Below are 25169 nucleotides of genomic sequence, written 5' to 3' on the forward strand. Positions count from 1 at the left end.
CTGGCAGGCGTGACACCTTCTTAATGGAGGAGGCCTGGCCTCCTCGCTTTTCAGCCATGCGGGCAGGGGCAAGCCACTGCCCGCTCGATGTTTGCGCAAGGACATTTCCATGGAACAGACAATGGCGATGCGCGCCACCCACCAGCGTGGTGAGCACTCGCGCTGGCCGCTTACCACCGCTCAGGCGGGCATCTGGTTTGCCCAGCAAAAATACCCGCAGAGCCCCGCCTGCAATACCGGCGAGTACTGGCTGCTGGAGGGGGCGCTGGCTCCCCATCACTTCACCCGCGCGGTGCGCCAGACTATCGACGAGATCCCCTGTCTGCACTGCGCTTTTGTAGCCACTGCCGATGGCCCGCAGATGGTGGCCAACCCCGCCTGCTGGCAGCTGGCAGAGCGGGATCTGCGCAGCGAAGCTGACCCGCTCGCCGCCGCGCAGGCCGAGATGCGTGCGCAGCTGGCAGTCCCCTTCAATCTGGCCGGGGGGCCGCTGTTTGCCACCACCCTCTATCGCCTTGGCGAGGGGCGGTGGGCCTGGTTTATCGCCGTGCACCATATCGCCATCGACGGCTTTGGCCTGAGCCTGCTCTGCCAGCGGGTGGCAAATTGGTATGAGGCGCTCTGTGCCGGCGAGCAGCCTGCACCCTGTCGTTATGCGACCCAGCAGGAGTTGCTGGCTGAAGAGGCGGCCTATCAGGATTCGCCGCGCGCCGCGCGGGATCGCGATTTCTTCGTGCAGCAGCTGGCCGGGGTGGAGAATCCGGCGTCGCTCTCCCGCCGTCCGGCGCAAGGGCCGGGCCCCACATATCGTCTTGAGCAGCGGCTGGCTGGCCGCCAGTGGCAGGCATTGGTGGCACGGGCGAGTCGTTCGGCCTGTCACCCATACAGTCTGCTGCTGGCGGCGGTGGCCAGCTATGTGCAGCGGATGAGCGGCGCTGGCGAGGTGGTGCTGGGTATTCCGCTGATGGGGAGGCTGGGTTCAGCGGCGGCCGATACCCCCAGCATGAAGGTCAATGTGGTGCCACTGCGTATCGAGCTGAGCGGCACCAGCCGGGTAGGGGAGTTGCTGGCACAGGTAGAGCGGCAATTTGCCGCCCTGCGCCGTCATCAGGGCTGCCGTCAGGAGTGGTTGCAACAGCGTCAGCCGGGCCAGTCGCTGTTTGGCCCTCAGGTCAATTTAATGCCCTTTGCCCGTACCCTCAGCTTTGGTGAAGGGCACAACCAGGTTCGTGGTGAGGTGCAGGTGCTGGCGGCGGGGCCGGTGGAGGAGTGCGCATTCTACTTTGCCGAGGAGGCAGGCGCGATGACCCTGACCCTCGAAGCACATCAGGGGCGTTTCAGCCAACAGGAGAGCGAACGTCATCTGGCCCGGCTGGTCGCCTATCTGGCGGCCTGGAGGGAGGCGGATGACGAGGCCGAAGCGGTGCGCTTGCCGCTGTTGCTGCCCTGTGAGCAGGTTGAGCTGGCGCGCTGGAACCAAACCGACCATCCGTTGCCGACAACCACCCTGAGCGCACTGCTGGCCGAGGGGCTGGCGGCGGCAGATCAGAGCGCCATCGCGCTGGAGTGTGGTGCCGAGCGCTGGAGTGTGGCCGAGCTGCGTCAGCGTACCTGTCAGTTGGCCAGCTATCTGGCGGGAAGGGGCGTGGTCCCCGGTTGTCGGGTGGCGGTGGTGATCCCGCGCTCTCCCGAGCTGATTCTCGCCCAGCAGGCCATCATGGCGGTGGGTGCCGTCTACGTGCCCGTTGATCCGGACTATCCGGCGGAGCGGATCGGCTACATTCTCGCCAGCAGCGATCCTGCGCTGGTGCTGACCAGTCGTACGCTTCAGATGCCGCTCGATGTGGCTGCGCCACTTGTCAGCCTCGATGCCCCCGGTGTGGCAGAGCAGCTGGCGACGATAGACGTGGCGGGGATAGCACCTTGTGATCTGCCAGCCCCCAAACCGGAAGATGCGGCCTACATAATCTACACCTCCGGCTCGACCGGTCGGCCCAAAGGGGTGGTGGTGAGCCATGGCGCCATCGTCAATCGGCTGCTCTGGATGCAGCACATGTATCCCATCGGCCCGGCGGATCGGGTGCTGCAAAAGACCCCGGCCGGTTTTGATGTATCCATTTGGGAGTTTTTCTGGCCCTTTATGACCGGTGCGCGACTGGTGCTCGCCAAACCGGGCGGCCACAAGGATCCCGCCTACCTTGCCGAGCTGATTGAGCAGGCCGGGATCACCACCTTGCACTTTGTCCCCTCTATGCTGCAGATCTTTGTCACTCAGGCCGAGCCTGCGCGTTGCCAGGCACTGCGGCAGGTCTTCTGCTCCGGTGAGGCGCTGCCCGCGGATCTGGTGCAGCGCTGGTATGGGACATTCTCCGCCCCTCTGCACAACCTCTATGGCCCGACCGAGGCGGCGGTGGATGTCACCTGGTATCTCTGCCGGGCAGACGAGGCGGTGACCAGCGTGCCCATCGGCTATCCGGTCTGGAATACCAGCATCCACATTCTTGACCCCTGGTTGCAGCCGGTGCCGCCCGGTGTGGCGGGGGAGCTCTGGATCGGCGGCGTACAGGTGGCGGAGGGCTACTTTGGCCAGCCCGAGCTCACCGCCGAGCGCTTTATTGCCAACCCCTTCGGAGCGGGACGGCTCTATCGCAGCGGCGATCTGGCCGCCTGGCGCGAGGATGGCGCCATCGAGTATCTGGGGCGCCTCGATTTTCAGGTGAAGATCCGTGGTCAACGCATCGAACTGGAAGAGATCGAGCAGGTGCTGCTGCGCCATCCCCGGGTGGCGCAGGCGGTGGTGCTGGCCCCCGAATTTGCCCCCGGCGATCGCCGTCTGGTGGCCTATGTGGTGACCGCAGATAGCACAGAGCTGACGCTGGCCGAGCTGGCACCCGCCCTTGGCGCTGCCTTGCCCGATTACATGGTACCGGGGCTCCTGGTAAACCTGGCTGAGCTGCCGCTTACCCCCAATGGCAAGCTGGATCGCAAGGGGCTGCTGCTGCCCGACATGGCGTCGGCGGTGGGTCAGTCACTGCCGAAAACCTTGCTGGAGGAGCGGCTCTGTCGCCTCTTCGCCGAGGTTCTGGGGCTGGCGCGGGTCGGCGCCGACGATAACTTCTTTGCCCTCGGCGGCCACTCCCTGCTGGCGGCGCAGTTGGTGGTGCGTATTGAAGAGTCGCTTGGACAGACTCTCACTCTGGCTAGCCTGTTCGAAGCACCGAGCCCTGCCCAGCTGGCGCGCCGTCTTGGCGGCGAGCGGGAGGCCATGCCCATGCTGTTGCCCCTGCGGGCGCATGGTACGCAGTCTGGCACATCGTGCCCCACCCTCTTTTGCGTCCACCCCGCAGGGGGGCTCGGCTGGTGTTATGCGCCACTGGTGCCCCATCTGCCGACCGACATGGCCGTCTATGCCCTGCAGGCGCGGGCGCTCTGTCAGCCGGATGCGCCGCTGCCCGCCAGTTTCGACGAGCTGGCACTCGACTATGTGACCGAGCTGCGTCGTCAACAGAGCGAGGGGCCCTACTGGCTGCTCGGCTGGTCGCTCGGGGGCATGCTGGTGCACCGGATGGCCGCCATGCTGCAAGAGCAGGGACAAGAGGTGGCCATGGTGCTGCTGCTCGATGCCTACCCCTGTCAGCAGTGGCAGACCCAGCCGCTGCCCGACGAGCAGCGGATGCTCGATGCGCTGCTGCGAATGGGGGGCATTGCGGTTGCGGATGAGGCGCTCGACTCCCTCACTCGAGACGAGGTGGTGGCCCGACTGGGGGCGGAGGGGAGTGCGCTGGCCATGCTCGACGAGCAGGTGGTGAGCGCCATGATTGAGCTGGTGGGCCACAACAACCGGCTCATCCGTGAGCCGGTCGACTACTGCTACCACGGGGAGGTGATCTTTATCGAAGCGTCAGCTTCCCGCCAGCCCTGGCTGGATGGACGTGGCTGGGAGCCGCTGACAAAAGGGGAAATCCGCTATGAGCGCTTCCCCTGCCTGCATCAGGAGATGGTGCATCCCGACTGGCTGGCGCAGGTCGGCGCCCTTATTGGTGAGCGGGTCGATGGGGTCGGGCAACAACCGCACATCCGGCTGGAGGGGGGCGCATGACCCCGGTTGCCGCCATCCGGGAAGCCTTGCTGGCGGGCAAGCTGGTGGGGCTGGGGGAGCCGCATTGGCACCCGGATTTTATCCGGCGCCAGCACGCCTGGCTCTGTGATCCGGTGCTCTGGGGAATCATGACCGATCTGGTGCTGGAGTGCGGCAACCGCCGCCATCAAGGCTTGCTCGATGCCTGGCTGACGGGGGAGGAGAGCTGGCAGGGTGAGCCGCTGACGCTGGCACGGCTCTATCCGGTCTGGCTCGACTCCTGTGCCTTTCCCGCCTGGATGGCCCCCGAGTTTCCGGCCTTCTTTGCCGCCCTGCGCCAGAGCAATCTGGCGCGCCCCGAACATGTGCGGCTGCGGGTGCATCTCTGCGAGCCCTTATTCGAGTGGCAGGAGATGAGCCCGGAGCGGTGGCAGCAACACAACAGGGGGCGGGATCAGGCGCTGGCCGACTATCTTCTTGCACTTCCCGCCCGCGGCGTGGTGGTGCTGGCAGGGGCGCGCCATATGCTCAAAGTTGCAGGGGATCCCCACTTTGCGCAGCCGACGCTGGGCCAGTTGCTGGAGGCCGCACGGCCGGGTTGGCTGCAGGTGCTTCACCCCTGGCCAATGGCTGATGGAAAGGGAGATGAGGAAGAGGATCGGGTGTGCGAGCTGGCCGATATCACAACTGTCTACCTCTATCCCCACTGGCCGGTGCATCCGCCGCTGGAAACTCTTATCGACAGGTTGGTGCGCGTGGCTGACAGGGGGCGGGAGATGCGAATTTGCCCCACCTTGCTGGCCGAGCCCTGGCGCAGCCGCTTGCTAAGTCGCGCTCACTTGCTGCCAGCGGGTATGGCCCGCCAGCTGCAACAGTGGCTGGTGTAACTGCTGGTTGGAGTAACCCCTGACAAGAAGTAACAGCTAACTGAAGTAACTCAATGGGGGAGCCAGGCTCCCCTTTTTCACATTTTGCATCCTGCATTCAGCGCTGCAAAGTTGCACCATTTACGGCATACCTTGCCACTCATCGCCGAAAATTCAGCTCCTTCGCTACTTTAAAGAAGTTTCTACTGGTCTTACCTGAGTAAATCCCTTTGCTTTTTATTTAACAAGGTATTTACATCTAGATGTCACCAGCATCGGTGACGCTCACAACGGCAAGGAGCCAGTTATGACCCATGTCGACATCCCTTTCCTTCGTTACCTCGATGCGGAAGGGGGCCCGGTCGCAACCTTACCGACCTGGCTGGACAAGGCGATACTGCACACCTTCTACCGCAATATGGTGATGGTGCGCAGCTATGACAAAAAAGCGATTGCGCTGCAACGAACCGGCAAGCTCGGTACTTTTCCCTCCCATCTCGGCGCAGAAGCCGTAGGGATTGGCATTGGTCTGGCCATGCAGCCGCAGGATGTCTACGTCCCCTACTATCGGGACATGCCCACCCTCTATGTGCGGGGCGTGCCGATGGAGAAAAACTTGCAATATTGGGGTGGTGACGAGCGGGGCAGTTATTTTCTCAAACCCGATGGGACTCCCTCTGAAGATCTCCCTATCTGCGTCCCCATCGCCACCCAGATCACCCACGCCTGCGGTATTGCCTCGGCTTTCAAACTGCGTAATCAACCGCGCGTTGCCGTAGTCACCATCGGCGACGGCGGCACCTCCAAGGGGGATTTTCTGGAGGGGCTCAACTGCGCCGGGGTCTGGCACCTGCCGATGGTCATCATCGTCAACAACAACCAGTGGGCTATCTCGGTGCCGCGCAAGCTGCAATCGAGCGCTCCTACGCTGGCCCAAAAGGGGATTGGTGCAGGGGTGCGCAGCCTGCAGGTGGATGGCAACGATGTGGTGGCGGTCTACGATGCCGCCCGCAGTGCCGTCGAACGGGCTCGCAGCGGCAAGGGGCCGACCCTGATCGAGGCGGTCAGTTATCGCCTCGGCGATCACACCACGGCCGACGATGCCACTCGCTATCGCGATGGGGCCGAGGTCGAGGCCGCCTGGGCGAAAGAGCCGGTCAAGCGGCTGCGCCAGTTTATGCACAGCCAGGGCTGGTGGGATGAAGAGCAGGAGCAGAGCCTGCTGGCGGAGGCTACCCGAGAGGTAGAACAGGCGGTTTCCCGTTATGAGGCGATGGCGCCCCAGCCACCGGAGGCGATGCTCGATTATCACTACGCCAGCCTGCCCGCCGAACTCTTGCCCCAGCGCGAGCGAGTAATTGCCAAGGGGATGAAGCAGGAGGTTGGCCATGAGTGAGATCAGTTTGCTGGAAGCGGTCAACATGGCTCTTCACTACGAGATGGAGCACGACCCGGATGTGGTGGTACTGGGCGAGGATGTGGGGGTCAACGGCGGGGTGTTTCGCGCCACTGTGGGCCTGCGCGACAAGTTCGGTTTCAAGCGGGTGATCGACACGCCGCTTGCCGAAGGATTGATCGCCGGGGTGGCTGTCGGCATGGCGACCCAGGGGCTCAAGCCGGTGGCTGAGTTCCAGTTTCAGGGCTTCATCTTCCCCGGGATGGAGCAGATCATCTGTCAGGCGGCGCGGATGCGAAACCGCACCCGTGGCCGCCTCTCCTGTCCCCTCGTCTATCGCTCTCCCTATGGCGCAGGCATTCACTCGCCGGAACACCACAGCGAAAGTGTCGAGGCGCTGTTTGCCCATATTCCGGGGCTACGGGTAGTGATCCCCTCCAGCCCGAGACGCGCCTATGGCCTGCTGCTCTCGGCCATCCGTGATCCGGATCCCGTGATGTTTTTCGAACCGGATCGCATCTATCGCTCGATGAAATCCGAGGTGGTGGATGACGGTGTCGGCCTGCCACTGGATGTCTGTTTCACCCTGCGCCCGGGCCGGGATATCACGGTAGTGGCCTGGGGGGCCTGCATTCAGGAGGTGATGCGGGCGGCGAACCTGCTGGCCGAGCAGGATATCCAGTGCGAGGTGCTGGATCTGGCCACCATCAAGCCGCTGGATATGGAGACCATCCTCACTTCGGTGCGCAAGACCGGCCGTTTACTGGTGGTACACGAGGCGTGCGGCAGCTTCGGGGTCGGGGCCGAAATTGTGGCGCGGGTGACCGAGCAGGCACTTCCCTGCCTCAAGGCGCCGCCCAAGCGGCTGACCGGTGTGGATGCCGCCGTCCCCTACTATCGCAACGAAGCGTATTACCTCATCACCGAGCAGGATATCGCCGATGCCGCTCACCAGCTGATGGAGAACCAGTGGCTATGAAATTTTTCAAATTACCGGATCTGGGTGAAGGGTTGGCCGAAGCCGAGATCGTCGAATGGAAGGTGAGTGCCGGTGATACCGTTGCGGTCGATCAGGTGCTCTTGTCGGTGGAAACCGCCAAGGCGCTGGTGGATGTGCCCTCACCGGTGGCCGGGGTGATCGCCCGTCTCTGCGGCGCCGAGGGGGATATCCTCCATATCGGTGCGCCGCTGGTGGAATTCGAGGGGGGGGAGGATGATGGCACCGTGGTGGGCAAGGTGAGCGTCCATCAGCAACATATCGAGGATCACTTCGTAGTGGGGGCCATTGCCCCGGGTGGCGCGCTGGTACAAGCCATGCCAGCGGTGCGACTGCTGGCACAAAAACTGGGTCTGGATATCGACCGGATCAAGGGGAGTGGCAGCGGCGGCATGGTGACCGAGCTGGATGTGCAGCAGGCATTCGAGGCCCAGCAGAGCAGTGGCAACGAATTCCTCAAAGGGTCGCGCAGGGCCATGGCCAAGGCGATGGAGCTCTCTCATCAGACTGTGGTGCCGGTCAGCATCACCGACGAGGTGGATTTGCGTCACTGGCGGCCTGATGAGGATGTGACGGTGCGCCTTATCAAGGCCATTGGCGTGGCGTGCCGCGCCGAGCCTTCGATGAACGCCTGGTTTGATGGCGACACCCTGTCACGGCGGCTGTTCAAAGAGGTCAATGTAGCCATCGCGGTGGATTCCAAACATGGCCTCTATGTGCCGGTGATGGAGAACGTGGCCGAGCGGGAGGGGGCCGATCTGCGGCAGGGATTGGATCGGATGATCGCCGATGTGAAGGCGCGCGCCGTGCCGCGCGAAATGTTGCAGGGGGCGACCATTACGCTCACCAACTTCGGCGCCATCGCTGGCCGCTATGCCAGCCCCATCGTCACGCCGCCACAGGTGGCCATCATAGGGGCAGGCAAACTGTTCGAAAAAATGGTGTTCATCCATGGCGAGGCGCGCCCCGTCAGGGCATTGCCACTGTCGATGACATTTGACCACAGGGCGTGCACTGGCGGGGAGGCGGCCCGTTTTCTCAGAGCGTTGGTCGAAGCGTTGGAAGCAGCCACCTTATAACGGTTTGTGCCCTGTCATTGGCAGGGCACAAATTTGTTTGCGTAATCTACAAAGCCACGTATAATCCAAACCAGCTTGAAAGGGCGATAGTTATGTCAATGAATACGATGTTTCACATCTTGTCCTGTTGTTCATAAGTTAATCCCGTTTTTTGAGCTTTACCCGCTGAAAAGCATAAGTAATTATTTTGAATACAGGTTTAAAAGATATGTCTAACATGATCACCGGTACCGTTAAGTTTTTCAACGAAACCAAAGGTTTTGGCTTCATCCAGCAAGAAAACGGCCCGGACGTTTTCGTTCACTTCAGCGCCATTCAAGGTAACGGTTTCCGTACCCTGGCTGAAGGTCAGCGCGTACAGTTCTCTGTGACCCAAGGTCAGAAAGGCCCGCAGGCTGAGAACGTAACCGCTCTGTAATTCTTACAGAATTTAAGAAAGCCGTGGTACCTCTGGTGCCACGGCTTTTTGTTTATCTTGCTTCTGCTACTGACTCCCATGTGCTGAATCATGCTGCTATCGCTCCTGCTTGCTGCCACCTTGACTCCGACGTCCGATGCGCCGGTACCGGTTCAATCCGCGATGGAAGCGCAGGTGATTTGCCAGCAATTTGTCCAGTTCCGGATGGGCGCTGCGTTGCAACCCGATGAGGTAAATGCGCGACTGGTACCTGAAAGGGAGGGGGAGTGGCTGGTGGATGGCAAAGTAAAAGGACCCGAAGGTCCTTTGCTGTTTGCCTGTCATCTTCACCAAGGGGTGCGCTGGGAGCTACTCAACTTTTCGCTCTGGGCACCACAGCCGGTCAAAGCGGTTTGAGTGCGACCAACAGATGTTGCAGGTGTTCAACCATGGTCATGCCAAATGGGGTGAGATAGCCGCCATCTTCTGCGCTGATGAGCCCCTGTTGATGCAGACGGGCTGCCGCCTGGCACAACTCTTCAGACATATCGCTGCGTAATTTAATCCCCAGGCTCATGTTGGCCGGATCAAAGCATGCCAGTATTTTCAAATCGTTCACGAATTCGTTAGAAACCTGGTCGATCCCAATCATGGATTTACTCCTTACGCTAAAGATGTATGCAAACTAACATCCCCGGATCCACTTTAGTGGGCGCTGGCTCAAATTATTGATCTTTGGCTGGATGCTGCGTTTCAAATGCTGTTTTTTTCGGCGTAATCAGATGGTTGGCTGACAGCTTCGCCAAGGGCCGAGCCGGATCAAACGTGGTAGGATAGGGCACTTCTTTATATCGGACGGTCTATTGGTGGCTGTTCGCCCTGTTCAAGGTATCGCTCATGGTCAAGATCACTCTGGTATCCCTGCTGCATTCACTTTGTACCCGCTTTCCGGTTTACCCCGCTGCTTCGTTGACGTCCCTGCTGGATGCCCATCAGGGCGAGGTATGGTTACCTGCACGCAAGGGGGCCGACATTGCACTGTTGCGCAAGCATGCCAATGGGGCTCATGAGCTGGCGTCACTCGATGCGGGCTGGTGTGATTTTGCCGCTAGCGACAGCGGTGATACACCCGAGCTGGATGCACTGGCCAACTACGACAGCGAGATGATGGATAACCTGCTGATGTACTGGCACACCGCCGCCAAGATCAACAGCCCGATCACCGATAACCTGTTCGAGCTGCGTCGCGAAGTGGTGGATGAGGCCCACGGTGCCAAACTCGCTGCCGCCTGGGAGCAGCAACAACAGCTGCGTTTTGAGCAGCTGATGGCGATGGCGGCCAATGGCCGGGATCTGCTCTGCTTTGTCGAGGTGGAGTCCGCCTACTGGCTGCGGCAAAAACTGAGCGAGCAGCCTGATGTGGAGCTGATCACCCCTGCGCTGTAAAAGGGGCAATATGATGGCTGGCGGTCTCGCTATCGAGGAGGCTGCTCTATCCTTATTTGCGTCATTGTCCTCCCCATCCGGTGCCAAGGGGCTGCAAGCTGGACAAGCTGACGACAAGATGTGAACATGGCGCCCTTTATCGAGAGAGAGACTTGGCCAATGAGCTATGAACTGAGCGACACCGAGCGCAATGCCGCGCTGCAACTGAACGCTGATTACCGTTACGATCACTTCATCAGCAAGCTGGTCGAGCATGAAGAGCTGTTCGTCCTGACAGACGAGCATGGCGTCATGATGCTGACCACCGACGATGAAGATTGCATCCCGGTATGGCCGCACCCGGAGTACGCCAAGGCGTGGGCTGAAGGCGAGTGGGCCGATTGCAAGCCGCAGTCCATCACCCTGAAGGTATGGCTGGAGCGCTGGGTTGACGGTATGGAGCAGGATGAGCTGTGTGTTGCTGTGTTCCCGACCCCGGATCAGGAAGGCATCGTACTGGAGCCGGCCGACGTGGCTGACGCCATTGCCGAGAAGCAGGCCAAACGCGGCTGATCACCGAGCTATTCGCAACACCGGTTGCCAACAAAGACCCCGCTATCTGGCGGGGTCTTTGTTTTAGGTCTGTTTGCCAAACGAGTTGTGGCTATCAGGGCTGGCGATAGGTGGTGTCGATGATGGGCTCGGCCGGGAAAGTCTTGCCACTCTTGATGGCTGCCCTGGTCTCGGATTTTAGCTCTTCATCGATCCACAGCAGACCGCCATAGCTGTAACCGCTGTTGTCGCCACCGAGGGGCCAGTAGAGCTGCTCGCTCTTGGGGGTTGCTGGTACTTTTGGCAGTTTGATCCAGCGCCAGGCGCCTTCCCGGGTGTAGGGCACCTGATAGGCAGGGACGAAGCTTGCCAGCTCATAGAGCCGCTGCTGGATCTGCCGTGACAGGGCCGCCTTTTTGGCAAAGTCGAACTCCTTGTCATACTGCTCCACCAGAGCCGTGATGGCATCGTCATTGATGTTCATGATGTTGTTGGTCTGGGGCTTGTTGGCGTTGACCTTGTGGAAGAACTCCCAATAGGCGGGATAGCGGCTACCCGCCCAGGCCATCCAGGCGCTCTGGTGTTTTTTCTCCAGCATCGATTTGAACCCGGCCGAGGCATCCATCAGGTTGAGCTCCAGATTAAGCCCCGCCTTCTTGGCCTCTTCCCGCAACAGCGTGAGCCGCTGGGCGTGCTCTGCTGTGGTGTAGGTGATGGCGAGGGTCAGTGACTGCCCCTTGTCGTTTTGCAAAATCCCCTGCGGCCCCACTTTGTTAAAGCCTGCCTTGGCAAAGTATTCCCGTGCCAGTTTGGGATCGAACGGACGGGCCTTGATCTCGCTGTTGGTAAACTCCCCCTGACCGGAGCCATAACTGTTGAGGCGCTGGTAATCCCCCCGCAGCAGGGTGGTGAGCATCTTGTCGAGGTTGAGGGCATGCTGGATCCCGAGCCGCACATCGAGATTATTCAGCTGCGGATCGGCGGTGTTGAGATAGAGCCCCATCGGCGATTGCGGAGTCTGGTTGTAGAACCAGGTGCGCGCGATATACCCCTTATCGAACTCGGCGGTTTTGGTCTTGTCGTGCCACCAGTTGGGCATCACCAGCGGGAAGGTGTCGAGATCGCCGCGCAGGAAGTGCTGCCAGGCGATGTTCAGATCCCTGAGCACCTTGATCTCGATCCGCGCAGGATTGAAGCGATGCTGGAAGTAGCGCTCGTCATCCCCCCACCAGTGTTCAATCCGTTTGAAGGTGACCGATTTGCCCTTTTTTACCTGATCGATCTGATAGGGGCCGGTGACTGGCAACACCTTCCAGTTGTACTCCTTGACCCAGTTGGCGGTGAGCTTGATGGCGTGGCTCGGCTCCGGGCTGATGGGCAGTGATTCGAGCAGATCCTGGCGGCTCTTTTCGGTGCCGCTGGTGATGGCCAGGGTGTGATCATCAAACTTGGTGATGTCTGCTATCTGGGTGCTGTAGTAGTTGTTGTACCAGGGGTCGTTGATCTCTTTGCTGCGCATCATCTTGAGGGTAAAGAGCCAGTCATCGGCGGTGACCGGTTGGCCATCTGACCAGCGCGCCTTGGGATTGATGCGAAAATAGAGGGTCTTGTTGTCGGCGCCGAAAGCCCACTCGTTTGCCAGCATCGGCATGGGGTTGCCGGTGACGGGGTGGGTGCTCAGCAGTGGCAGGTTGGTTTCCCGCACGTAACCGGCAAAGCCGCCGTTGGAGTCGGGGCCATATTTGCGCAGGGTCAGGGGGAAGCTGGTCATAAAGGTGCGAAAGGTGCCGCCGCGCTTGGCGGCCGGATCGGCATAGAGAGGATCCTGGTTGTTGCTCTCCCACTTCAAGTCAGCGGGCAGCGTGGCACTCCAGCCAAACGGGCTCCAGCACAGGGTCAGTGTGATGGCGGTGGCGCGAATGATAGGGGGGAGTCGGCGCTCCCCGGCGGTGATGGTCGATGGCATGTCCTTGCTCTCCTGAAGTCTGCTTCCTGCAGATCACACACTGGTGATGTCAGTCCCGATGGGGACTGGCTCATCATGAAAATTTTATCCTGTCAGGTCAATGAAATAGCGTGAATTAGCGGGTGGCCTAGGCCGCAACGCAGTGCAGGCTGATCCCCTTGGCCGCGATGGCGGCCCGCATGGGGGCGGGCAGGGCATCGTCGGTAACCAGCACGTTGATCTGGCCCGGCGCGCCAAGCTGGCTCGGGTGGATGGCCCCAAATTTGCTGCTGTCGGTGATCACCACATTGGTCATCCCCTTGGCCAGCACGCTGTTGACCACATCGGCCCGCATCATATCGCGGCCGGTGAAACCCATCTCGGGATGAAAGCCATCCACCCCGATAAAGGCCTTGGAGAAGTGCACCTGCTCGATACAGAGGCGCGTCAGCGGCCCCACCACGCTCTCGCTCTGATGCTGGAACAGTCCGCCAAGCAGTACCACCTGAGCCGGGGTGTCTTTGAGCAGATGGGCGATATAGCTGCTGATGGTGATGATGGTGACCCGTTTGTGCAGGGCCAGATGGCGGGCCAGTATGGCGTTGGCGCTGCCCCCTTCGATAAAGACCGTCTCGCCATCTTCCACCAGCTGGGCGGCACGCTCGGCGAGGCGCTCCTTGAGCAGGTAATTGATGTTCATCCGGGCATCCGGGTCATCGGTCTCCAGCGCCATGGCCGAGCCGTGTACCCGTCTGAGCAGTCCCTGTTTCTCCAGCACGGTGAGGTCGTTGCGCACCGTCACCTCAGACACGCCTGTGTGTCGGGAGAGTTCACTCACGCTCATCTTGCGAGCCTGATGGACCAGAGTGAGGATCAATTGGTGGCGTGGATTCATGGTGCGCTCACATAGAAGGTGGTGGATAGCGGCAAGCCACCCGTGGGGTGGCTTGCCAATCATATGACGTCACAGGCGCCATGGGGAGCGCCCCGTCAGAGACTGTGCTCGGTGCGGGCGATGATATCATCTTGCGCATCCGGGGATAAGGCGGTGAAGAAGGCCGAATAGCCCGCCACCCGCACCACCAGATCCCGGTACTGATCGGGATGGGCCTTTGCTGCCAGCAGGGTCTCCCGCGAGACGATGTTGTACTGCACATGCCACCCCTTGTGCACTTCGAAGAAGGTGCGCAGCAGGATCATCAGCTTGGCTTTGTCCCGCTCGTTCTCAAGGCTCGCCGGGCTCAGCTTCTGGTTGAGCAGCACCCCGCCGAGAATGGCCGCCGTGGGTAGCTTGCCGATGGAGTTGAATACCGCCGTCGGGCCGAGACGATCCGAACCTGACGACGGGCTGGCCCCTTCCGCCAGCGGCGTGCGGGCGTGTCGACCATCCGGGGTGGCCATGGTGGCGGCACCGAACGGCACGTTGGCGGAGATGGAGGAGGTGCCGGCATAGTAGGTACCGCCGATGGGGCCGCGGCCGAAGCGGGTGTTGTGCAGTCCCTTGAGCTCGTCGATGTAGCTCTGGTAAGCCTGCACCAGAAGCAGGTCTACCTCGTCCAGATCGTTGCCATATTTGGGGGCGGCGTTGGTGAGGCGTTGACGCAGCTGCTCCCCCGCCAGACCTGAAAAATCTTGCTCGAGTGCTTCGGCCAGCTCTTGCTGATCCACAATCCCCTGCTCGAACACCAGTTTCTTCAGGGCTGCCAGGCTGTTACCGAGGTTGGCGATCCCCACCTGCAGACCGGAGACCCAGTCATAGACGGCGCCCCCCTCCTTGATGGTCTTGCCGCGCTCGATGCAGTCATCTACCAGGGTGCTGCAGAGGATGTCATGGGCTTGGGCTTCCAGCACGCTGTCGACCACGCAGTCGATCTCGATGGATTTGCGGGTGAAGTAGCGCACCTGCTCATCCCAGCGGGCCATCACCTCGTCAAAGTTGCCAAAGTTACCGTCTCGCAGCGATTGGGTTTGGGGCAGGAAGACCTTGCCGGTGGTGGCATCGCGGCCGCCATCAAGGGAGGCCAGCAGGATGCGGGCGAAGTTGATAAAGCTCATGCCGGTGCAACGGTAGCCCCACTTGCCGGGCACGGCGGTCTCGATGCAACCGATGGCGGCGTAGTGGTGGGCATCTTCCACGCTCACCCCGAGCTTGATGAACTCGGGGATCACCACCTCGTCGTTGTTGAAGGCGGGCATGCCGAAGCCGCAGCGGATCACCTGAATGCAGGCGTCGAGGAAATCCTCGCTCATCCCGGCGTGGTAGCGCACCGAGAGGTTGGGCTGGGTGGAGCGCAGCTGGCCGCAGGACTCCAGAATCGCGTAGGAGAGGCCGTTGACTGCGTCATGGGCACTGCCATCCCGCCAGTTCTGGCCGCCAATGGTGACGTTCTGGTAGAGCGGGCTGCCAGCGGAGGCTTTGGAGTGGGTGCCGGAGCGGATCTTGTTCACCTCCAGCAACTTGAGCCAGCACCCTTGCAGCAGCTCGATGGCGCGGGGGCGAGACAGGGATTCTGACAGCTCCACTTCGCGGCGATACCAGGGATAGAGGTACTGATCCATCCGGCCGAACGACACCGAGTGGCCGTTGGATTCGATCTGCAGAATGAGCTGGATAAAGTAGCAGAGCTGCAGTGCCTGCCAAAAGGTTTCGGGTGGCTGGTGGGCGATGTGGGCACAGTTGAGCGCTATGGTCTCAAGCTCGTTTCGGCGCTCGGGGCGAGATTCTTGTGCTGCCATATCATGGGCAAGTGCGGCGTAGCGCGAGATGTGAGCGCTGACCGCATCCAGAGTGATGGCGACGGCGTGCAGGAACTGCTCGCGCTGCAGGTCGGCCCAATCCGCCAGATCCAGCTGACTGCGCCGCTCGGCCACCTTGGCCTTGAAGCCATCGAGCCCCAGCGTGAGCAGCTCCTCATAGTTGACCGCGAGGTGGGCATCCCCCGAGGTCATGTTGCCCTCGGCCTTGATGATGCCGCTCTCCAGCAGCGCTTTCTGCTCATCGGTAAAGAGGCCAAAGCAGCGATCCTGCACCGTCTGGCCGCGCCAGAAGGGGGTGAGGGCGTGGATGATCGCCTTGTCGGTTTCGCTGACTGCAAAACCGGCACCGGGGCGGTCTGCCAGCTCGTCGATCTCCTTCTCAATCCAGCTCACAGTGTATTCGGGAAATAGCGGCGCCGCCCGTACCTGACTGGCCTGATTGCCGACGATAAGCTCGTCGTGCTTGATCCAGATGGTGCGCTCCTTGAGGTGATGAGCCAGCGCCAGGGCGCGGCGCACCGGCAGCGGGCGGGCGAGGTTAGCCTGATAGGCCTCGGTGTAGTGGCGGGCACGCTCGGTGCAAACCGGTGGCTGAACGATGTGGATCAGGCTCTCTTTGTGGGCGCGGATCCGTGGGCTGAGGGTATTGAGGTCGAGCTGGGTCATGATCTTATCCTCTGGTCACAGGGGTCAGCCCCTGACGTTGGGCGTATGCATGGGCAAAGTGGAGTAAATCGGGGTCGTCGAGCGGTGTCTCCGGCGCCTGATAGGGCAGATCCAGCAGGGCATATTTGCCCATCCCCAGGGTGTGGTAGGGGAGGAAGTGGATCTCCTGCACGGTGCCGAGGCTGGCGGCGGTGTCGGTGATGGCGCTGATCGATGCGCGGTCGGCATTGAAGCCGGGAATGAGCGGCACCCGGATCTGCATCGGCATGCCGTATTTGGCGAGGCGTTTGAGGTTCGCGATGGGCAACTCCACTTTGCCGCGGGTCCAGTGGAAGAATCGTTCTTTATCCACGTGTTTGAGATCTGCCAGCACCAGATCCAGTGAGGGGAGGCTTGGCTCAATCTGGTGCCATGGCACATGGAGGCAGCTCTCGACCGCGGTGTGCAGCCCTTCGGCCTTGCAGCGGGCCAGCAAAGCGGCGGCAAAGTCGGGCTGCATAAAAGGCTCGCCACCGGAGAGGGTGACGCCACCGCCGCTGCGCTCGAAGAAGGGGCGATCCCGCAAGATGGTGTCCATCAGGGTGTCCAGGGGTTCATCGCGGCCGCACACCTGCAGCGCTTCGCTGGGGCAGAGGCCGCGCAGCCGTTCCATATCGTCGGCCTTGAGGGCAGAACGACTGAGCTGGATGCCCTCGCTGTCACGCAAGATTGCCGGACAGGCCTGGCAGCAGAGCTGGCATCCCTCGATGCATTGGCGCCGGTCGAGTAGTATGTCCGGCTTGGGAGAGCGGCTTTCCGGGTTTTGACACCAGCGACAGGCCAGCGAGCACCCCTTGAGAAACACCAGGGTGCGAATGCCGGGGCCGTCGTGAGTTGAATATCGTTGCAGGTCGAAAATCATACCGCCTCCTTTTGTATTTGCATTCTATTTACTTTCATTCGAAAGTTGATTTGATTTCGATCAAGCTATTTGCAGATGTTTTATCGCTAGAATGGCGACATATTGAACATCCCGTTAAGGAGTCAGAGATGGAGCTGTATCTCGATACCGCTGATGTGGCGGCAGTACGTCGCTGGTCACGGATCCTGCCGTTGGCCGGTGTCACCACCAATCCTTCCATTACCGCCGCCGGGGGATTGCCGCTCTGTGAGCTGCTGCCCGCCCTGCGCGACGTGCTGGGGCCCAAGGCGCGCCTGTTTGCCCAGGTGATGGCCAAAACCGAAACCGAGATGGTGCGCGAGGCGTTCGCTCTGCGTGAGCTGGACCCGGATCTGGTGATCAAGATCCCGGTATGCGCAGAGGGGCTGGCTGCCATCAAGAGCCTGACAGCCAACGGTGTGCCGACTTTGGGCACCGCTGTCTATACCCCGCTGCAGGGTTGGCTGGCGGCGGTGGCGGGGGCGGAATATGTCGCGCCCTACGTTAACCGGCTGGATGCCCAGGGTGGCGATGGCATTGCCACCGTGCAGGAGTTGCAACAGCTGCTTGCGCTGCACGCACCGAACAGCAAGGTGCTGGCGGCGTCATTCCGTACCCCGCGCCAAGCGCTCGACTGCCTGCTGGCGGGTTGTCAGTCCATCACCTTGCCGCTCGATGTGGCGGAGCAGCTGCTGAATGTGCCTGCGGTGGATGCGGCGCTGGTGAAGTTTGAGCAGGATTGGCAGCGCGTCTTCGGTCGCTGATCCCGGTGACAAGCTGATTGCCGTGATTGAGGGGGGAGGGTGAAGAAGCGCGGGTGATGGGGATTGACCGACTAGACTGGAAAGGGGTGGCCACGTTCGCGGGCCGCCCTGCAGTCTACCGGAGGTATCCCATGAGCGACCATCTGCTACTGCCCCATGGTGAAGATTTGCGTCGTGCGGTGCGTTGGCTCAGCGAGCATCACCAGCACGATCTCGCCGCCATTGAAGAGGCCAGCCTGCGTTTTGATCTCTCGCCGCTGGATGAGGAGTTTCTGATCCGGCACTGGCTCGACAGCCAGCGCCAATCATGAATATCTGAGGTGAGAGATTTAGAAGAAGTTGGCGAGGTTGATGCCAAACTCTTTGGGGTCGACCGTGTTTTCGATGCTCTCCTGCACCCCTGACTTGGCCAGATCCAGCCACTGTACGTCGAGGTAGTGACGCTGGGTGGCGTGATAGATCACCTTGACCACTGGCTTGAGCGGCTGCTGCTCGTTGCGCTGCATCACGATAGCCAGGCGCTGGTTTGAGAGCTGTACCAGGGTTCCCACCGGATAGACCCCCATGCACTTGATGAACTTGGTAACCAGTTCAGCATCGAAGTGCTGATTGATCCCCTTGAGCAGGATGCGGAAGGCCTGGGTCGGCTGCATACCTGCTTTGTAGACCCGATCCGCGGTGATGGCATCATAGACATCGACGATACCGCTCATCCGGGTATAGAGGGAGAGCTGCTCCCCCTTGAGTCGCTGCGGGTAGCCGGAGCCATCGAGCCGCTCGTGGTGGTTGGCGGCCACCTCCAGCATGGTGGGGGTAATGCCAGGGGTATTGCTGAGGATCTCGTAACTGTGCACCACATGCTGGCGCATGATGGCGAACTCCTCATCAGTCAGCTTGCCCGGTTTGTGGAGCACCTCGTCCGGGGTCATGATCTTGCCCACGTCGTGCAGCAGGCCACCCAGGGTCAGCTCCTTGAGCACGCTGCGCTCCAGTCCCAGATAGCGGCCGAAGTTGGCCAGCAGAATGGCCACGTTCATGGAGTGCTCCATCAGGTAGGCATCCTTGGCGCGAATACGGGCCAGACAGAGCATGGCATCGCCGTGGGTGAACATTGTGTCCACCATCTCTTCGGCAACTTCGGCCAGCGGGGTGATGTCGATGGGCTCACCCGCTTTGAGGTGGCGAATGAACTTGCCTTGCAGCTCGCGCGCTTCCTGATAGAGGCGTCGGATTTTAAGCTCTCGTCCTTCGCCGTTGGCACTGGCCCGGCGCCCTACCTGGGCGCTGTTGGCATTGAGATCGGGGGAGGTAACGGCGTCACTCTCGGCACTGCCCAGCTTGCTGCGGGCCAGATCGATGCGTACCGTGAGCACCCCCTGACGTACCAGATTGGCAATTTGCGCCACGCTGGTCACCAAGCCCATCTGGGCGATCTCCATCCCACCTGTCTGGCTGGCGATAGCAATGACATACATGCCGGGTTTCAGCTGGTTGACGGGAATGACGGGATAGGATGCTTGAGACTTCATGAGGGCTTCCTGACTCTTATTATTATGAGTATCGTTCGGATGGGTCACACCGGAGAAGTGTAACATCGGATGACCAGTTCGTCATAATTGGCAACCCCTTAACAGTGGCGTTGTCGCCCCCGCCCGATATAATGACGCCCCTTTACTTGTTGGACTCCGAGGTTGTGAATGCGGCTTGATAAATTTCTGTGCGATTGTTCCGATTTGACCCGCTCGCTGGCAGGCAAACTGATCCGTCAGGGCGAGGTCATGGTGGATGGCATTGTGGTCAAGCAGCCCGCCTTTCATATCAATGAGCAGAGCCAGATCGAGTTTGACGGCGTGCTGCTGACGCTGGAGCAGCGCAACCGCTATTTCATGCTGCACAAGCCGGAAGGGTATGTCTGCTCCAACGAGGATCCGGATCACCCGACCGTCTTCTTCCTGATGGATGAACCGGCGATGGGCAAGCTGCACGTAGTGGGTCGCCTCGACCTCGATACCACGGGTCTGGTGCTGGTGACCGATGATGGTCAATGGTCCCACCGCATCACCTCACCGCGTCACGAGTGTGCCAAGACCTATCACGTCTGGCTGGCCGATCCGGTAAGCCCGGATGCGATCGCGCTGTTCGCCGAAGGGGTCTACCTGCGTAACGAGACCGATAAAACGCGTCCTGCCCAGCTGGAAATTCTCGGCGAGTGCGAGGCACGCCTGACCATCCACGAAGGCAAGTACCACCAGGTCAAGCGGATGTTTGCCTCCATCGGCAACAAGGTCGTTGGCTTGCATCGCGAGCGGGTGGGCGGGCTGACGCTGGACGAAGATCTGGCCCCCGGTGAATACCGCGAGCTGACCGCTGAGGAGATTGCCCTGTTCTGATCTGGGATGGTGCCGGGTGTCAGTGAGTGCTGAAACCCAGCACCAGCGCCGTGCCCAGGGTGGCAATCAGTGCACCTGCCCAGGCGGCAATGGATGGCCGCTCCCCCGAGTGCCACCACAACAGCGGCAGCAGCAGTACCGGCGTGGTGGAGGAGAGAATGGCTACCATGCCCACCTCGCCCTGCCGCAGTGCCATCAGGATCAGCGTCATCCCCAGCCCCATCGCCAGAAAGCCGTTGGTGGCAATCATGGCGAGGATATGGCGATTGACCGGTTTTAGCGGCATGGCCAGCGGCAAGCGCCCCAGCCGAAGGACGCAGTGGGCCAGCAGGGCACTGCCCATCCGGATACCCGATGCACTCACCGCATCCACCTCACCACTCATCATCACCGGCTTGGCGATGATGGTTCCCACGCTCTGACACAGTGCCGCCGTCAGGCCAAGGCCAATTCCCAGCGCCAGATGGCCACGGATCTGCTCCCACTCGTTGCTGCTACTGCGTCTGCCAAACAGGATCGCCAGCATCACGCCGGCAAAGACCAGCACGGCCCCCAGCAGTCGCCAGCCTGTCAGCTGTTCATTAAAGAGCCAGAGCCCAAGCAGGGCGGAAAACAGCGCATGGCAGGAGAAGAGCAGGGCGCTGCGCCTTGGCCCCAACCGGTTCATGCAGGCAAACAGCGCCGTATCGCCCACGAAGATGCCGACCAGCCCCGAGATGGCGAGCAGGGGCAGGGCGCTTGCGGTGAGGGTTTGCCAGCCACCGGTGAGCAGACTCATGGTGCCGAGCATCAGGCTGACCAGAAACATGCGCCAGCGGCTGTAGGCAAATGCGCCGAGATGACGGGCCGGTTTGACCGAAATTAGCGCTGCAACTGCCCATAAACTGGCCGACGCGAGGGCCAGCCACTCATAACCCATAAAAACTCCTGAAAAAATTAACCCGAAAGACTCCATCTCCCGGGCAAGCCCGATACAATACGGGGCGTTTTCGGGGATAACAAGAGCGGCATCAGGCATTCATCAGGCGCGCCGTCGGCCTTCCCCTCCTGCAGTGGTTTTATTCGAGGTTTTGTCATGAGGTATGGTTTCTTCCCCAAGCTGGCGCAACGCTGGCTCTCCCCGCTATTGCTTGCCGTGCTGGCAGGGCCCCTGGCCCATGCCACCACCGTTGAGCAGCAGCCTCTGCTTGCCGATCGGCAAACCCTGGTAAAGGGCAACGGTGCCGAGCCGGAGTCGCTGGATCCGGCGCTGGTGCGCTCCGGTTTTCCGGGGGAGGCTGTGCTGGTCGATCTGTTTGAAGGGCTGGTCAGTGATGATGGGCAGGGGAATATCGTTCCTGCTCAGGCACAGCGCTGGGAGGTGAGTGACGATGGGCTGGAGTGGCGATTCTTCCTGCGCCCTCAACTGAAATGGTCCAATGGCGAGCCGCTGGTGGCCGCTGATTTCGTCTATGCCTGGCGCCGTCTGCTCGATCCGGCCATCAACTCCCCTTCTGCCGGATTGCTGCTGGCGACGGGGATCAACAATGCGCAATCCATCTATGCCGGTGCGCTGGAGCTCGGCAATCTGGGCATTGAAGCGCAAAGCGATCAGATTTTGAAAATCACCCTGGAGCGGCCGGCTCCCTATTTCCTGCAGCTCATCAGTCAGCGCCCCTTTGTGCCGGTCAATCAGAAGGCGATAGCTAAATTTGGCAAACAGTGGACCGAGCCCGGCAAGCTGGTGAGCAATGGTGCTTACCGGCTGACAAGTTGGACGCCAAACGAGCGGATAGAAGCCGAGCGCAATATTCACTACTGGGATGACCTTCACACCCGTATCGGACGGGTCACCTACCTGCCGATCACCTCGCAACATGCCGAACGGCTGCGCTATGATGCTGGTGAAATCCAGCTCACCAACAAGGTCTCCCTCGGCTATTACCAGAAGATGAAGCGCGAATCTCCGGAGCGGCTCTGGGGATTGCCGCTGTTTGGCACCTATCTCTATGCGTTCAATTTGAAGCGACCCGAACTGCAGGATGTGCGGGTGCGTCAGGCGCTCTCCATGGCGGTTGATCGACAGCAGCTCATTGGATCGGTGAGCGGGCAGGATGAACAGGCAGCATGGTCGCTGTTGCCGGAGATGCCGGGTTACCCCCGGGTGATATTGCCTGTGGCGCTTGAAGATATGCCGACCCGCCAGGCCAAAGCGGCAGCGTTGTTGTCAGCGGCCGGGTATAACAGTGCCAATCCACTCAAGCTGAGCATTACCTACAACAGCGCAGAAACCCACAAGCAGATGGCGATGGCCATTGCCGCCATGTGGCAGAGGCTGGGGGTACAGGTCACCCTCAACAGTCTGGAGTGGGGTGCCTATCAGGTGGCCAAGGATAGCGGTGATTTCCAGGTGGCCAGAAGCTTCCTGTTTGGCGATTACGTGGAGCCGTCTGCCATGCTGGGCAGCTTCCGTTGTCAGGATCTGCGCAACGAGAGCGGCTACTGCAATCCCGACTTTGATCTGTTGCTGGAGCAGGCTGCCAATACGCTGGACTGCGCGAGCCGGGTTGAACTCTACCGGCATGCCGAACAGTTGCTGCTTGAGGAGGCGCCGATCCTCCCCGTGTATCATTACAATCAGATGAGACTGGTCGATCCCACCCTGCGGGGACTGCCCAGCCAGAATTTGAAAGGGACGATTGCCACCAAGGATCTCTATTTCAGCCCGCAGTGAGGAGCATTTCATGAAACTTGCCATCATTTCCGACATCCACGGCAGCATCATTGCGCTGGAGCGGGTGCTGACCCAACTTGAGCCCTGGCAGCCGGATCACTATCTGCTGCTCGGCGATCTGCTCAACCATGGCCCGCGCAATCCTCTGCCGGAAGGGTATAACCCGGCCGCTGTGGCCGATCGGCTCAACGAGCTGGCGCCACAGATCATCGCGGTGCGGGGCAATTGCGATTCCGAAGTGGATCAGATGCTGTTGCGCTTTCCCATCACAGCCCCCTACAACCAGTTGCTGATCGATGAGCGGCGCTGGTTTGTCAGCCATGGCCATCTTTATCGCCCGGACGAGGTACAGCTGCCTGTGGGCAGTCTGTTCCTGAGCGGTCACACCCATGTGCCGGTGCTGGAGTGGCAGGGGGAGCGGGTATTGATGAACCCGGGGTCGATCTGTTTCCCGCGCGGCGAGTTGCCTGCCAGTTACGGGAGCTATGAGGGCGGGGTACTGCGCGTCAATGCGTGTGAGGACGGGCGAGAGTTGTTGCGACTGGTGCTTTAAAACGGAGAGCAAAAATGCAAGGCCTGATAAGAGATGTCAGGCCTTGATACCGTAGGAGCGGGTGCCAGAGCGAGTGTTACCCTTGGCGTCATATGTGAGGCTGTTGCGATCGCGCAGCTGACTCAGAAAGGTTGCCAGACGACGGTTTGATACGATGCTCAATTCAAGCAAGCGACCGTTGATATCATTTTGTGCCTGGCAGGCATCCAGTTTTGCACGAAGCTGTGCCATCTCGTCGGGATAGGCTGCCAGCTGCAGTGCCAGTTCCGGCATCTCTGCCAGTGTCTTGTCCAGAGTTTCTATCGCAGCAAGCAACTGCTGTTTGCGCTCGGTCAGTGCGGGCAGGGCCAGTGCCTGACGCTGTTCGAGCAAGCTGAACTCCTCTTCCAGAATGCCTTGCATCTGGCTGAGGTAATCATCTTGGGTGTGCAGTAACGAAGGTAAATCCATCATCCCAGAACTTTGTCCAGATTGGCCTCGAAACTGAACATCTTCTTGGCCACAGCGTCGCTGTTAACCTGATATTCACCACTCGCGACGGCTTTTTTCAGCCGTTCGACCTTGCTCTCATTGCCGGTCGAGGCGGTATTGAGGTTTTGTTGCATCTTTTGCAATTGTTGCGCCTCACTGGTCAAGGAGACGGAGTCCAGCTTGACAGTAGCCGCTTTGTTTTCGGGCGATGAGGTGACTGACTTGCTGCCTGTCCCCTGGCTATTAGCGGTATTTTGCAACCGATTATTCGCCAAGTTGTTGATATTGTTGATGGCCATTTTAGTTACCTTCGTCTGCTTTAAGGTTTGCTTACCTGTTTATCGGTGCGGCAGATCAAAACTTTAGAAAAAAGTTGTCAAGGATCCGGATTTAAAAAGTGACCGATACGGCACCTACTGCACTGACTTTACCCTCAACGGTTTTGCCGGAGCGAATATTGACGAGTTTGATGATCTCTCCGAAGCTGCCATCCTGCAAGGCTCGGGCCATGGTTTTGATCTGGAAGTTGCTATTTTCTGCCGTCAGGGTGACCTGATCCCCTTTGCACACGACACAAACCTGGCTCAAACGGATGGGTTGCCCAGGTTTTAGCTCCCGCTTGCTGCGTACTCCGACAAGAGGGGCTGTGTCAGTCAGGTAGTCGCCGCGGATCAGGGTCTGATCCTGATAGGCCAACACCAGCTGGCTTTCACTCAGCAGGTCCCCCTTGGCGATGGGGTTGGTCACAGTGACATAGGGTTTTTGAATGCTGACCCGCACCGGGAGATAGACGTCCCAGGGCCTCTCTTCCTCACATTTAAGGTAAACTGTTGTATTACGGCGAATTTCCATTTTTGCTGGTAAGCTGATAGTGAGCAGATCTTCGCAGCGGGTCAGTGGGAGCCGTTCATCCAGCGTGGCAGAGGTGACCTCGGCTCTGGCATCCAACGGAATATCCAGCTGGCTGTAAACGAACTCTTGTGCCTTTTCTTGCAGATAAGTAGTGACGTCCGAGGCGTAGCTGGAAGATATACTGCCAAAAAAGAGGCTGATGAGTAAAAGTCGGTTAATCATTTTCGCTCGTTGGTCGATAAGTTGTTCACGCATATCACCATATTTAACTATGATTGCTTCAGAATCTGTTCGTTGTCACATCGATAGTCTGACGCAATCCATCACGCATGCATGATTAATGCCAAGC

At 60.2% G+C, this 25169-nt stretch carries 24 protein-coding genes; 14 read left to right on the forward strand and 10 right to left on the reverse strand.

Annotated elements, in window-relative coordinates; all coding sequences use genetic code 11:
- The first annotated feature begins 109 nt into the window (after positions 1-109).
- The 7 genes from AB5Y73_RS08240 (at position 110) to AB5Y73_RS08270 (ending at position 9230) form a co-directional block, all read left to right on the forward strand.
- Positions 110-4099: a non-ribosomal peptide synthetase gene (locus AB5Y73_RS08240; RefSeq protein ID WP_107685139.1), complete on the forward strand. Its 3990-nt coding sequence runs from the start codon at positions 110-112 to the stop codon at positions 4097-4099.
- The gene (locus AB5Y73_RS08245) at positions 4096-4965 is read left to right on the forward strand and encodes a hypothetical protein (RefSeq protein ID WP_107685140.1); all 870 of its coding nucleotides are present in this window, start codon (positions 4096-4098) and stop codon (positions 4963-4965) included. Before AB5Y73_RS08240 ends, AB5Y73_RS08245 begins: the two co-directional genes overlap by 4 nt.
- Before the next feature lie 286 nt (positions 4966-5251).
- Entirely contained in the window at positions 5252-6340 is a 1089-nt protein-coding gene (pdhA, locus tag AB5Y73_RS08250; RefSeq protein ID WP_107685141.1) for a pyruvate dehydrogenase (acetyl-transferring) E1 component subunit alpha, read from the forward strand.
- Entirely contained in the window at positions 6333-7319 is a 987-nt protein-coding gene (locus AB5Y73_RS08255; protein WP_041209833.1) for an alpha-ketoacid dehydrogenase subunit beta, read from the forward strand. Before pdhA ends, AB5Y73_RS08255 begins: the two co-directional genes overlap by 8 nt.
- Entirely contained in the window at positions 7316-8416 is a 1101-nt protein-coding gene (locus AB5Y73_RS08260; RefSeq protein WP_107685142.1) for a dihydrolipoamide acetyltransferase family protein, read from the forward strand. The genes AB5Y73_RS08255 and AB5Y73_RS08260 overlap by 4 nt, the downstream gene beginning before the upstream one ends.
- Before the next feature lie 208 nt (positions 8417-8624).
- The gene (locus tag AB5Y73_RS08265) at positions 8625-8834 is read left to right on the forward strand and encodes a cold-shock protein (RefSeq protein WP_005302803.1); all 210 of its coding nucleotides are present in this window, start codon (positions 8625-8627) and stop codon (positions 8832-8834) included.
- Between the two features lie 90 nt (positions 8835-8924).
- The gene (locus AB5Y73_RS08270) at positions 8925-9230 is read left to right on the forward strand and encodes a hypothetical protein (protein WP_181497188.1); all 306 of its coding nucleotides are present in this window, start codon (positions 8925-8927) and stop codon (positions 9228-9230) included.
- Here the strand turns inward: AB5Y73_RS08270 and AB5Y73_RS08275 are convergent.
- Positions 9217-9465, reverse strand: a complete 249-nt coding sequence (locus AB5Y73_RS08275) for a TIGR02647 family protein (RefSeq protein ID WP_005334209.1) — start codon at positions 9463-9465, stop codon at positions 9217-9219. The genes AB5Y73_RS08270 and AB5Y73_RS08275 overlap by 14 nt on opposite strands.
- A gap of 245 nt (positions 9466-9710) precedes the next feature.
- Between AB5Y73_RS08275 and AB5Y73_RS08280 the strand changes: the two genes are divergently transcribed.
- Positions 9711-10259 carry a hypothetical protein gene (locus AB5Y73_RS08280; protein WP_107685144.1) on the forward strand — a complete coding sequence of 183 codons (549 nt, stop codon included), beginning with the start codon at positions 9711-9713 and terminating at the stop codon, positions 10257-10259.
- A gap of 159 nt (positions 10260-10418) precedes the next feature.
- Positions 10419-10811, forward strand: coding sequence for a DUF2750 domain-containing protein (locus tag AB5Y73_RS08285; protein ID WP_005334204.1), 393 nt, complete (start codon positions 10419-10421; stop codon positions 10809-10811).
- Positions 10812-10905: 94 nt separating this feature from the next.
- Here the strand turns inward: AB5Y73_RS08285 and AB5Y73_RS08290 are convergent, their stop codons facing one another.
- The 4 genes from AB5Y73_RS08290 to AB5Y73_RS08305 form a co-directional block, all read right to left on the reverse strand.
- The gene (locus AB5Y73_RS08290; RefSeq protein WP_107685145.1) at positions 10906-12756 is read right to left on the reverse strand and encodes an extracellular solute-binding protein; all 1851 of its coding nucleotides are present in this window, start codon (positions 12754-12756) and stop codon (positions 10906-10908) included.
- A 127-nt stretch (positions 12757-12883) separates the two neighbouring features.
- The gene (locus tag AB5Y73_RS08295; RefSeq protein WP_107685146.1) at positions 12884-13630 is read right to left on the reverse strand and encodes a DNA-binding transcriptional regulator YciT; all 747 of its coding nucleotides are present in this window, start codon (positions 13628-13630) and stop codon (positions 12884-12886) included.
- 95 nt (positions 13631-13725) lie between these two features.
- Complete coding sequence (locus AB5Y73_RS08300; RefSeq protein WP_107685147.1) at positions 13726-16158, reverse strand: formate C-acetyltransferase/glycerol dehydratase family glycyl radical enzyme; 2433 nt, start codon at positions 16156-16158, stop codon at positions 13726-13728.
- Positions 16159-16162: 4 nt separating this feature from the next.
- Positions 16163-17059 carry a glycyl-radical enzyme activating protein gene (locus AB5Y73_RS08305; RefSeq protein WP_118853606.1) on the reverse strand — a complete coding sequence of 299 codons (897 nt, stop codon included), beginning with the start codon at positions 17057-17059 and terminating at the stop codon, positions 16163-16165.
- A gap of 128 nt (positions 17060-17187) precedes the next feature.
- Between AB5Y73_RS08305 and fsa the strand changes: the two genes are divergently transcribed.
- Both fsa and AB5Y73_RS08315 read left to right on the forward strand, forming a co-directional pair.
- Complete coding sequence (gene fsa, locus AB5Y73_RS08310; protein ID WP_107685149.1) at positions 17188-17841, forward strand: fructose-6-phosphate aldolase; 654 nt, start codon at positions 17188-17190, stop codon at positions 17839-17841.
- Positions 17842-17972: 131 nt separating this feature from the next.
- Positions 17973-18152: a hypothetical protein gene (locus tag AB5Y73_RS08315; protein ID WP_042080202.1), complete on the forward strand. Its 180-nt coding sequence runs from the start codon at positions 17973-17975 to the stop codon at positions 18150-18152.
- Between the two features lie 18 nt (positions 18153-18170).
- Here AB5Y73_RS08315 and AB5Y73_RS08320 read toward each other — a convergent pair whose 3' ends face one another.
- Positions 18171-19370 carry an HD-GYP domain-containing protein gene (locus AB5Y73_RS08320; RefSeq protein WP_005350638.1) on the reverse strand — a complete coding sequence of 400 codons (1200 nt, stop codon included), beginning with the start codon at positions 19368-19370 and terminating at the stop codon, positions 18171-18173.
- A gap of 168 nt (positions 19371-19538) precedes the next feature.
- Here AB5Y73_RS08320 and rsuA point away from each other — a divergent pair, with 168 nt between their 5' ends.
- Positions 19539-20231: a 16S rRNA pseudouridine(516) synthase RsuA gene (rsuA, locus tag AB5Y73_RS08325; RefSeq protein WP_064336826.1), complete on the forward strand. Its 693-nt coding sequence runs from the start codon at positions 19539-19541 to the stop codon at positions 20229-20231.
- A 19-nt stretch (positions 20232-20250) separates the two neighbouring features.
- On the opposite strand, the gene AB5Y73_RS08330 is transcribed toward rsuA, so the two are convergent.
- A complete protein-coding gene (locus tag AB5Y73_RS08330; protein WP_107685150.1) occupies positions 20251-21150 on the reverse strand; it encodes a DMT family transporter in 900 nt (299 codons plus the stop codon).
- A 156-nt stretch (positions 21151-21306) separates the two neighbouring features.
- Here AB5Y73_RS08330 and AB5Y73_RS08335 point away from each other — a divergent pair, with 156 nt between their 5' ends.
- On the forward strand, positions 21307-22944 hold the full coding sequence (locus AB5Y73_RS08335) for a peptide ABC transporter substrate-binding protein (RefSeq protein WP_181295009.1): 1638 nt from the start codon (positions 21307-21309) through the stop codon (positions 22942-22944).
- A 10-nt stretch (positions 22945-22954) separates the two neighbouring features.
- Positions 22955-23497 (forward strand): phosphodiesterase, encoded by a 543-nt coding sequence (gene yfcE / locus AB5Y73_RS08340; protein WP_181497190.1) that lies wholly within the window; start codon positions 22955-22957, stop codon positions 23495-23497.
- Positions 23498-23533: 36 nt separating this feature from the next.
- Here yfcE and AB5Y73_RS08345 read toward each other — a convergent pair whose 3' ends face one another.
- The 3 genes from AB5Y73_RS08345 to flgA all read right to left on the reverse strand — a co-directional run bounded on the left by AB5Y73_RS08345 (position 23534) and on the right by flgA (position 25042).
- Positions 23534-23950 (reverse strand): flagella synthesis protein FlgN, encoded by a 417-nt coding sequence (locus tag AB5Y73_RS08345; RefSeq protein ID WP_181295010.1) that lies wholly within the window; start codon positions 23948-23950, stop codon positions 23534-23536.
- Positions 23947-24267 (reverse strand): flagellar biosynthesis anti-sigma factor FlgM, encoded by a 321-nt coding sequence (gene flgM / locus AB5Y73_RS08350; protein WP_005334177.1) that lies wholly within the window; start codon positions 24265-24267, stop codon positions 23947-23949. The genes AB5Y73_RS08345 and flgM overlap by 4 nt, the downstream gene beginning before the upstream one ends.
- A 91-nt stretch (positions 24268-24358) precedes the next feature.
- Positions 24359-25042 (reverse strand): flagellar basal body P-ring formation chaperone FlgA, encoded by a 684-nt coding sequence (gene flgA, locus AB5Y73_RS08355; protein WP_005334175.1) that lies wholly within the window; start codon positions 25040-25042, stop codon positions 24359-24361.
- Positions 25043-25169: the final 127 nt, after the last annotated feature.

It is taken from the genome of Aeromonas sp. s7(2024), assembly GCF_040907825.1.
Lineage (GTDB): Bacteria > Pseudomonadota > Gammaproteobacteria > Enterobacterales > Aeromonadaceae > Aeromonas > Aeromonas veronii.

Coding starts and splice junctions, on each gene's coding strand:
- AB5Y73_RS08240 (WP_107685139.1), top strand. CDS start 110: ATGGAACAGACAATGGCGATGCGCGCCACCCACCAGCGTGGTGAGCAC.
- AB5Y73_RS08245 (WP_107685140.1), top strand. CDS start 4,096: ATGACCCCGGTTGCCGCCATCCGGGAAGCCTTGCTGGCGGGCAAGCTG.
- pdhA (WP_107685141.1), top strand. CDS start 5,252: ATGACCCATGTCGACATCCCTTTCCTTCGTTACCTCGATGCGGAAGGG.
- AB5Y73_RS08255 (WP_041209833.1), top strand. CDS start 6,333: ATGAGTGAGATCAGTTTGCTGGAAGCGGTCAACATGGCTCTTCACTAC.
- AB5Y73_RS08260 (WP_107685142.1), top strand. CDS start 7,316: ATGAAATTTTTCAAATTACCGGATCTGGGTGAAGGGTTGGCCGAAGCC.
- AB5Y73_RS08265 (WP_005302803.1), top strand. CDS start 8,625: ATGTCTAACATGATCACCGGTACCGTTAAGTTTTTCAACGAAACCAAA.
- AB5Y73_RS08270 (WP_181497188.1), top strand. CDS start 8,925: ATGCTGCTATCGCTCCTGCTTGCTGCCACCTTGACTCCGACGTCCGAT.
- AB5Y73_RS08275 (WP_005334209.1), bottom strand. CDS start 9,465: ATGATTGGGATCGACCAGGTTTCTAACGAATTCGTGAACGATTTGAAA.
- AB5Y73_RS08280 (WP_107685144.1), top strand. CDS start 9,711: ATGGTCAAGATCACTCTGGTATCCCTGCTGCATTCACTTTGTACCCGC.
- AB5Y73_RS08285 (WP_005334204.1), top strand. CDS start 10,419: ATGAGCTATGAACTGAGCGACACCGAGCGCAATGCCGCGCTGCAACTG.
- AB5Y73_RS08290 (WP_107685145.1), bottom strand. CDS start 12,756: ATGCCATCGACCATCACCGCCGGGGAGCGCCGACTCCCCCCTATCATT.
- AB5Y73_RS08295 (WP_107685146.1), bottom strand. CDS start 13,630: ATGAATCCACGCCACCAATTGATCCTCACTCTGGTCCATCAGGCTCGC.
- AB5Y73_RS08300 (WP_107685147.1), bottom strand. CDS start 16,158: ATGACCCAGCTCGACCTCAATACCCTCAGCCCACGGATCCGCGCCCAC.
- AB5Y73_RS08305 (WP_118853606.1), bottom strand. CDS start 17,059: ATGATTTTCGACCTGCAACGATATTCAACTCACGACGGCCCCGGCATT.
- fsa (WP_107685149.1), top strand. CDS start 17,188: ATGGAGCTGTATCTCGATACCGCTGATGTGGCGGCAGTACGTCGCTGG.
- AB5Y73_RS08315 (WP_042080202.1), top strand. CDS start 17,973: ATGAGCGACCATCTGCTACTGCCCCATGGTGAAGATTTGCGTCGTGCG.
- AB5Y73_RS08320 (WP_005350638.1), bottom strand. CDS start 19,370: ATGAAGTCTCAAGCATCCTATCCCGTCATTCCCGTCAACCAGCTGAAA.
- rsuA (WP_064336826.1), top strand. CDS start 19,539: ATGCGGCTTGATAAATTTCTGTGCGATTGTTCCGATTTGACCCGCTCG.
- AB5Y73_RS08330 (WP_107685150.1), bottom strand. CDS start 21,150: ATGGGTTATGAGTGGCTGGCCCTCGCGTCGGCCAGTTTATGGGCAGTT.
- AB5Y73_RS08335 (WP_181295009.1), top strand. CDS start 21,307: ATGAGGTATGGTTTCTTCCCCAAGCTGGCGCAACGCTGGCTCTCCCCG.
- yfcE (WP_181497190.1), top strand. CDS start 22,955: ATGAAACTTGCCATCATTTCCGACATCCACGGCAGCATCATTGCGCTG.
- AB5Y73_RS08345 (WP_181295010.1), bottom strand. CDS start 23,950: ATGATGGATTTACCTTCGTTACTGCACACCCAAGATGATTACCTCAGC.
- flgM (WP_005334177.1), bottom strand. CDS start 24,267: ATGGCCATCAACAATATCAACAACTTGGCGAATAATCGGTTGCAAAAT.
- flgA (WP_005334175.1), bottom strand. CDS start 25,042: ATGATTAACCGACTTTTACTCATCAGCCTCTTTTTTGGCAGTATATCT.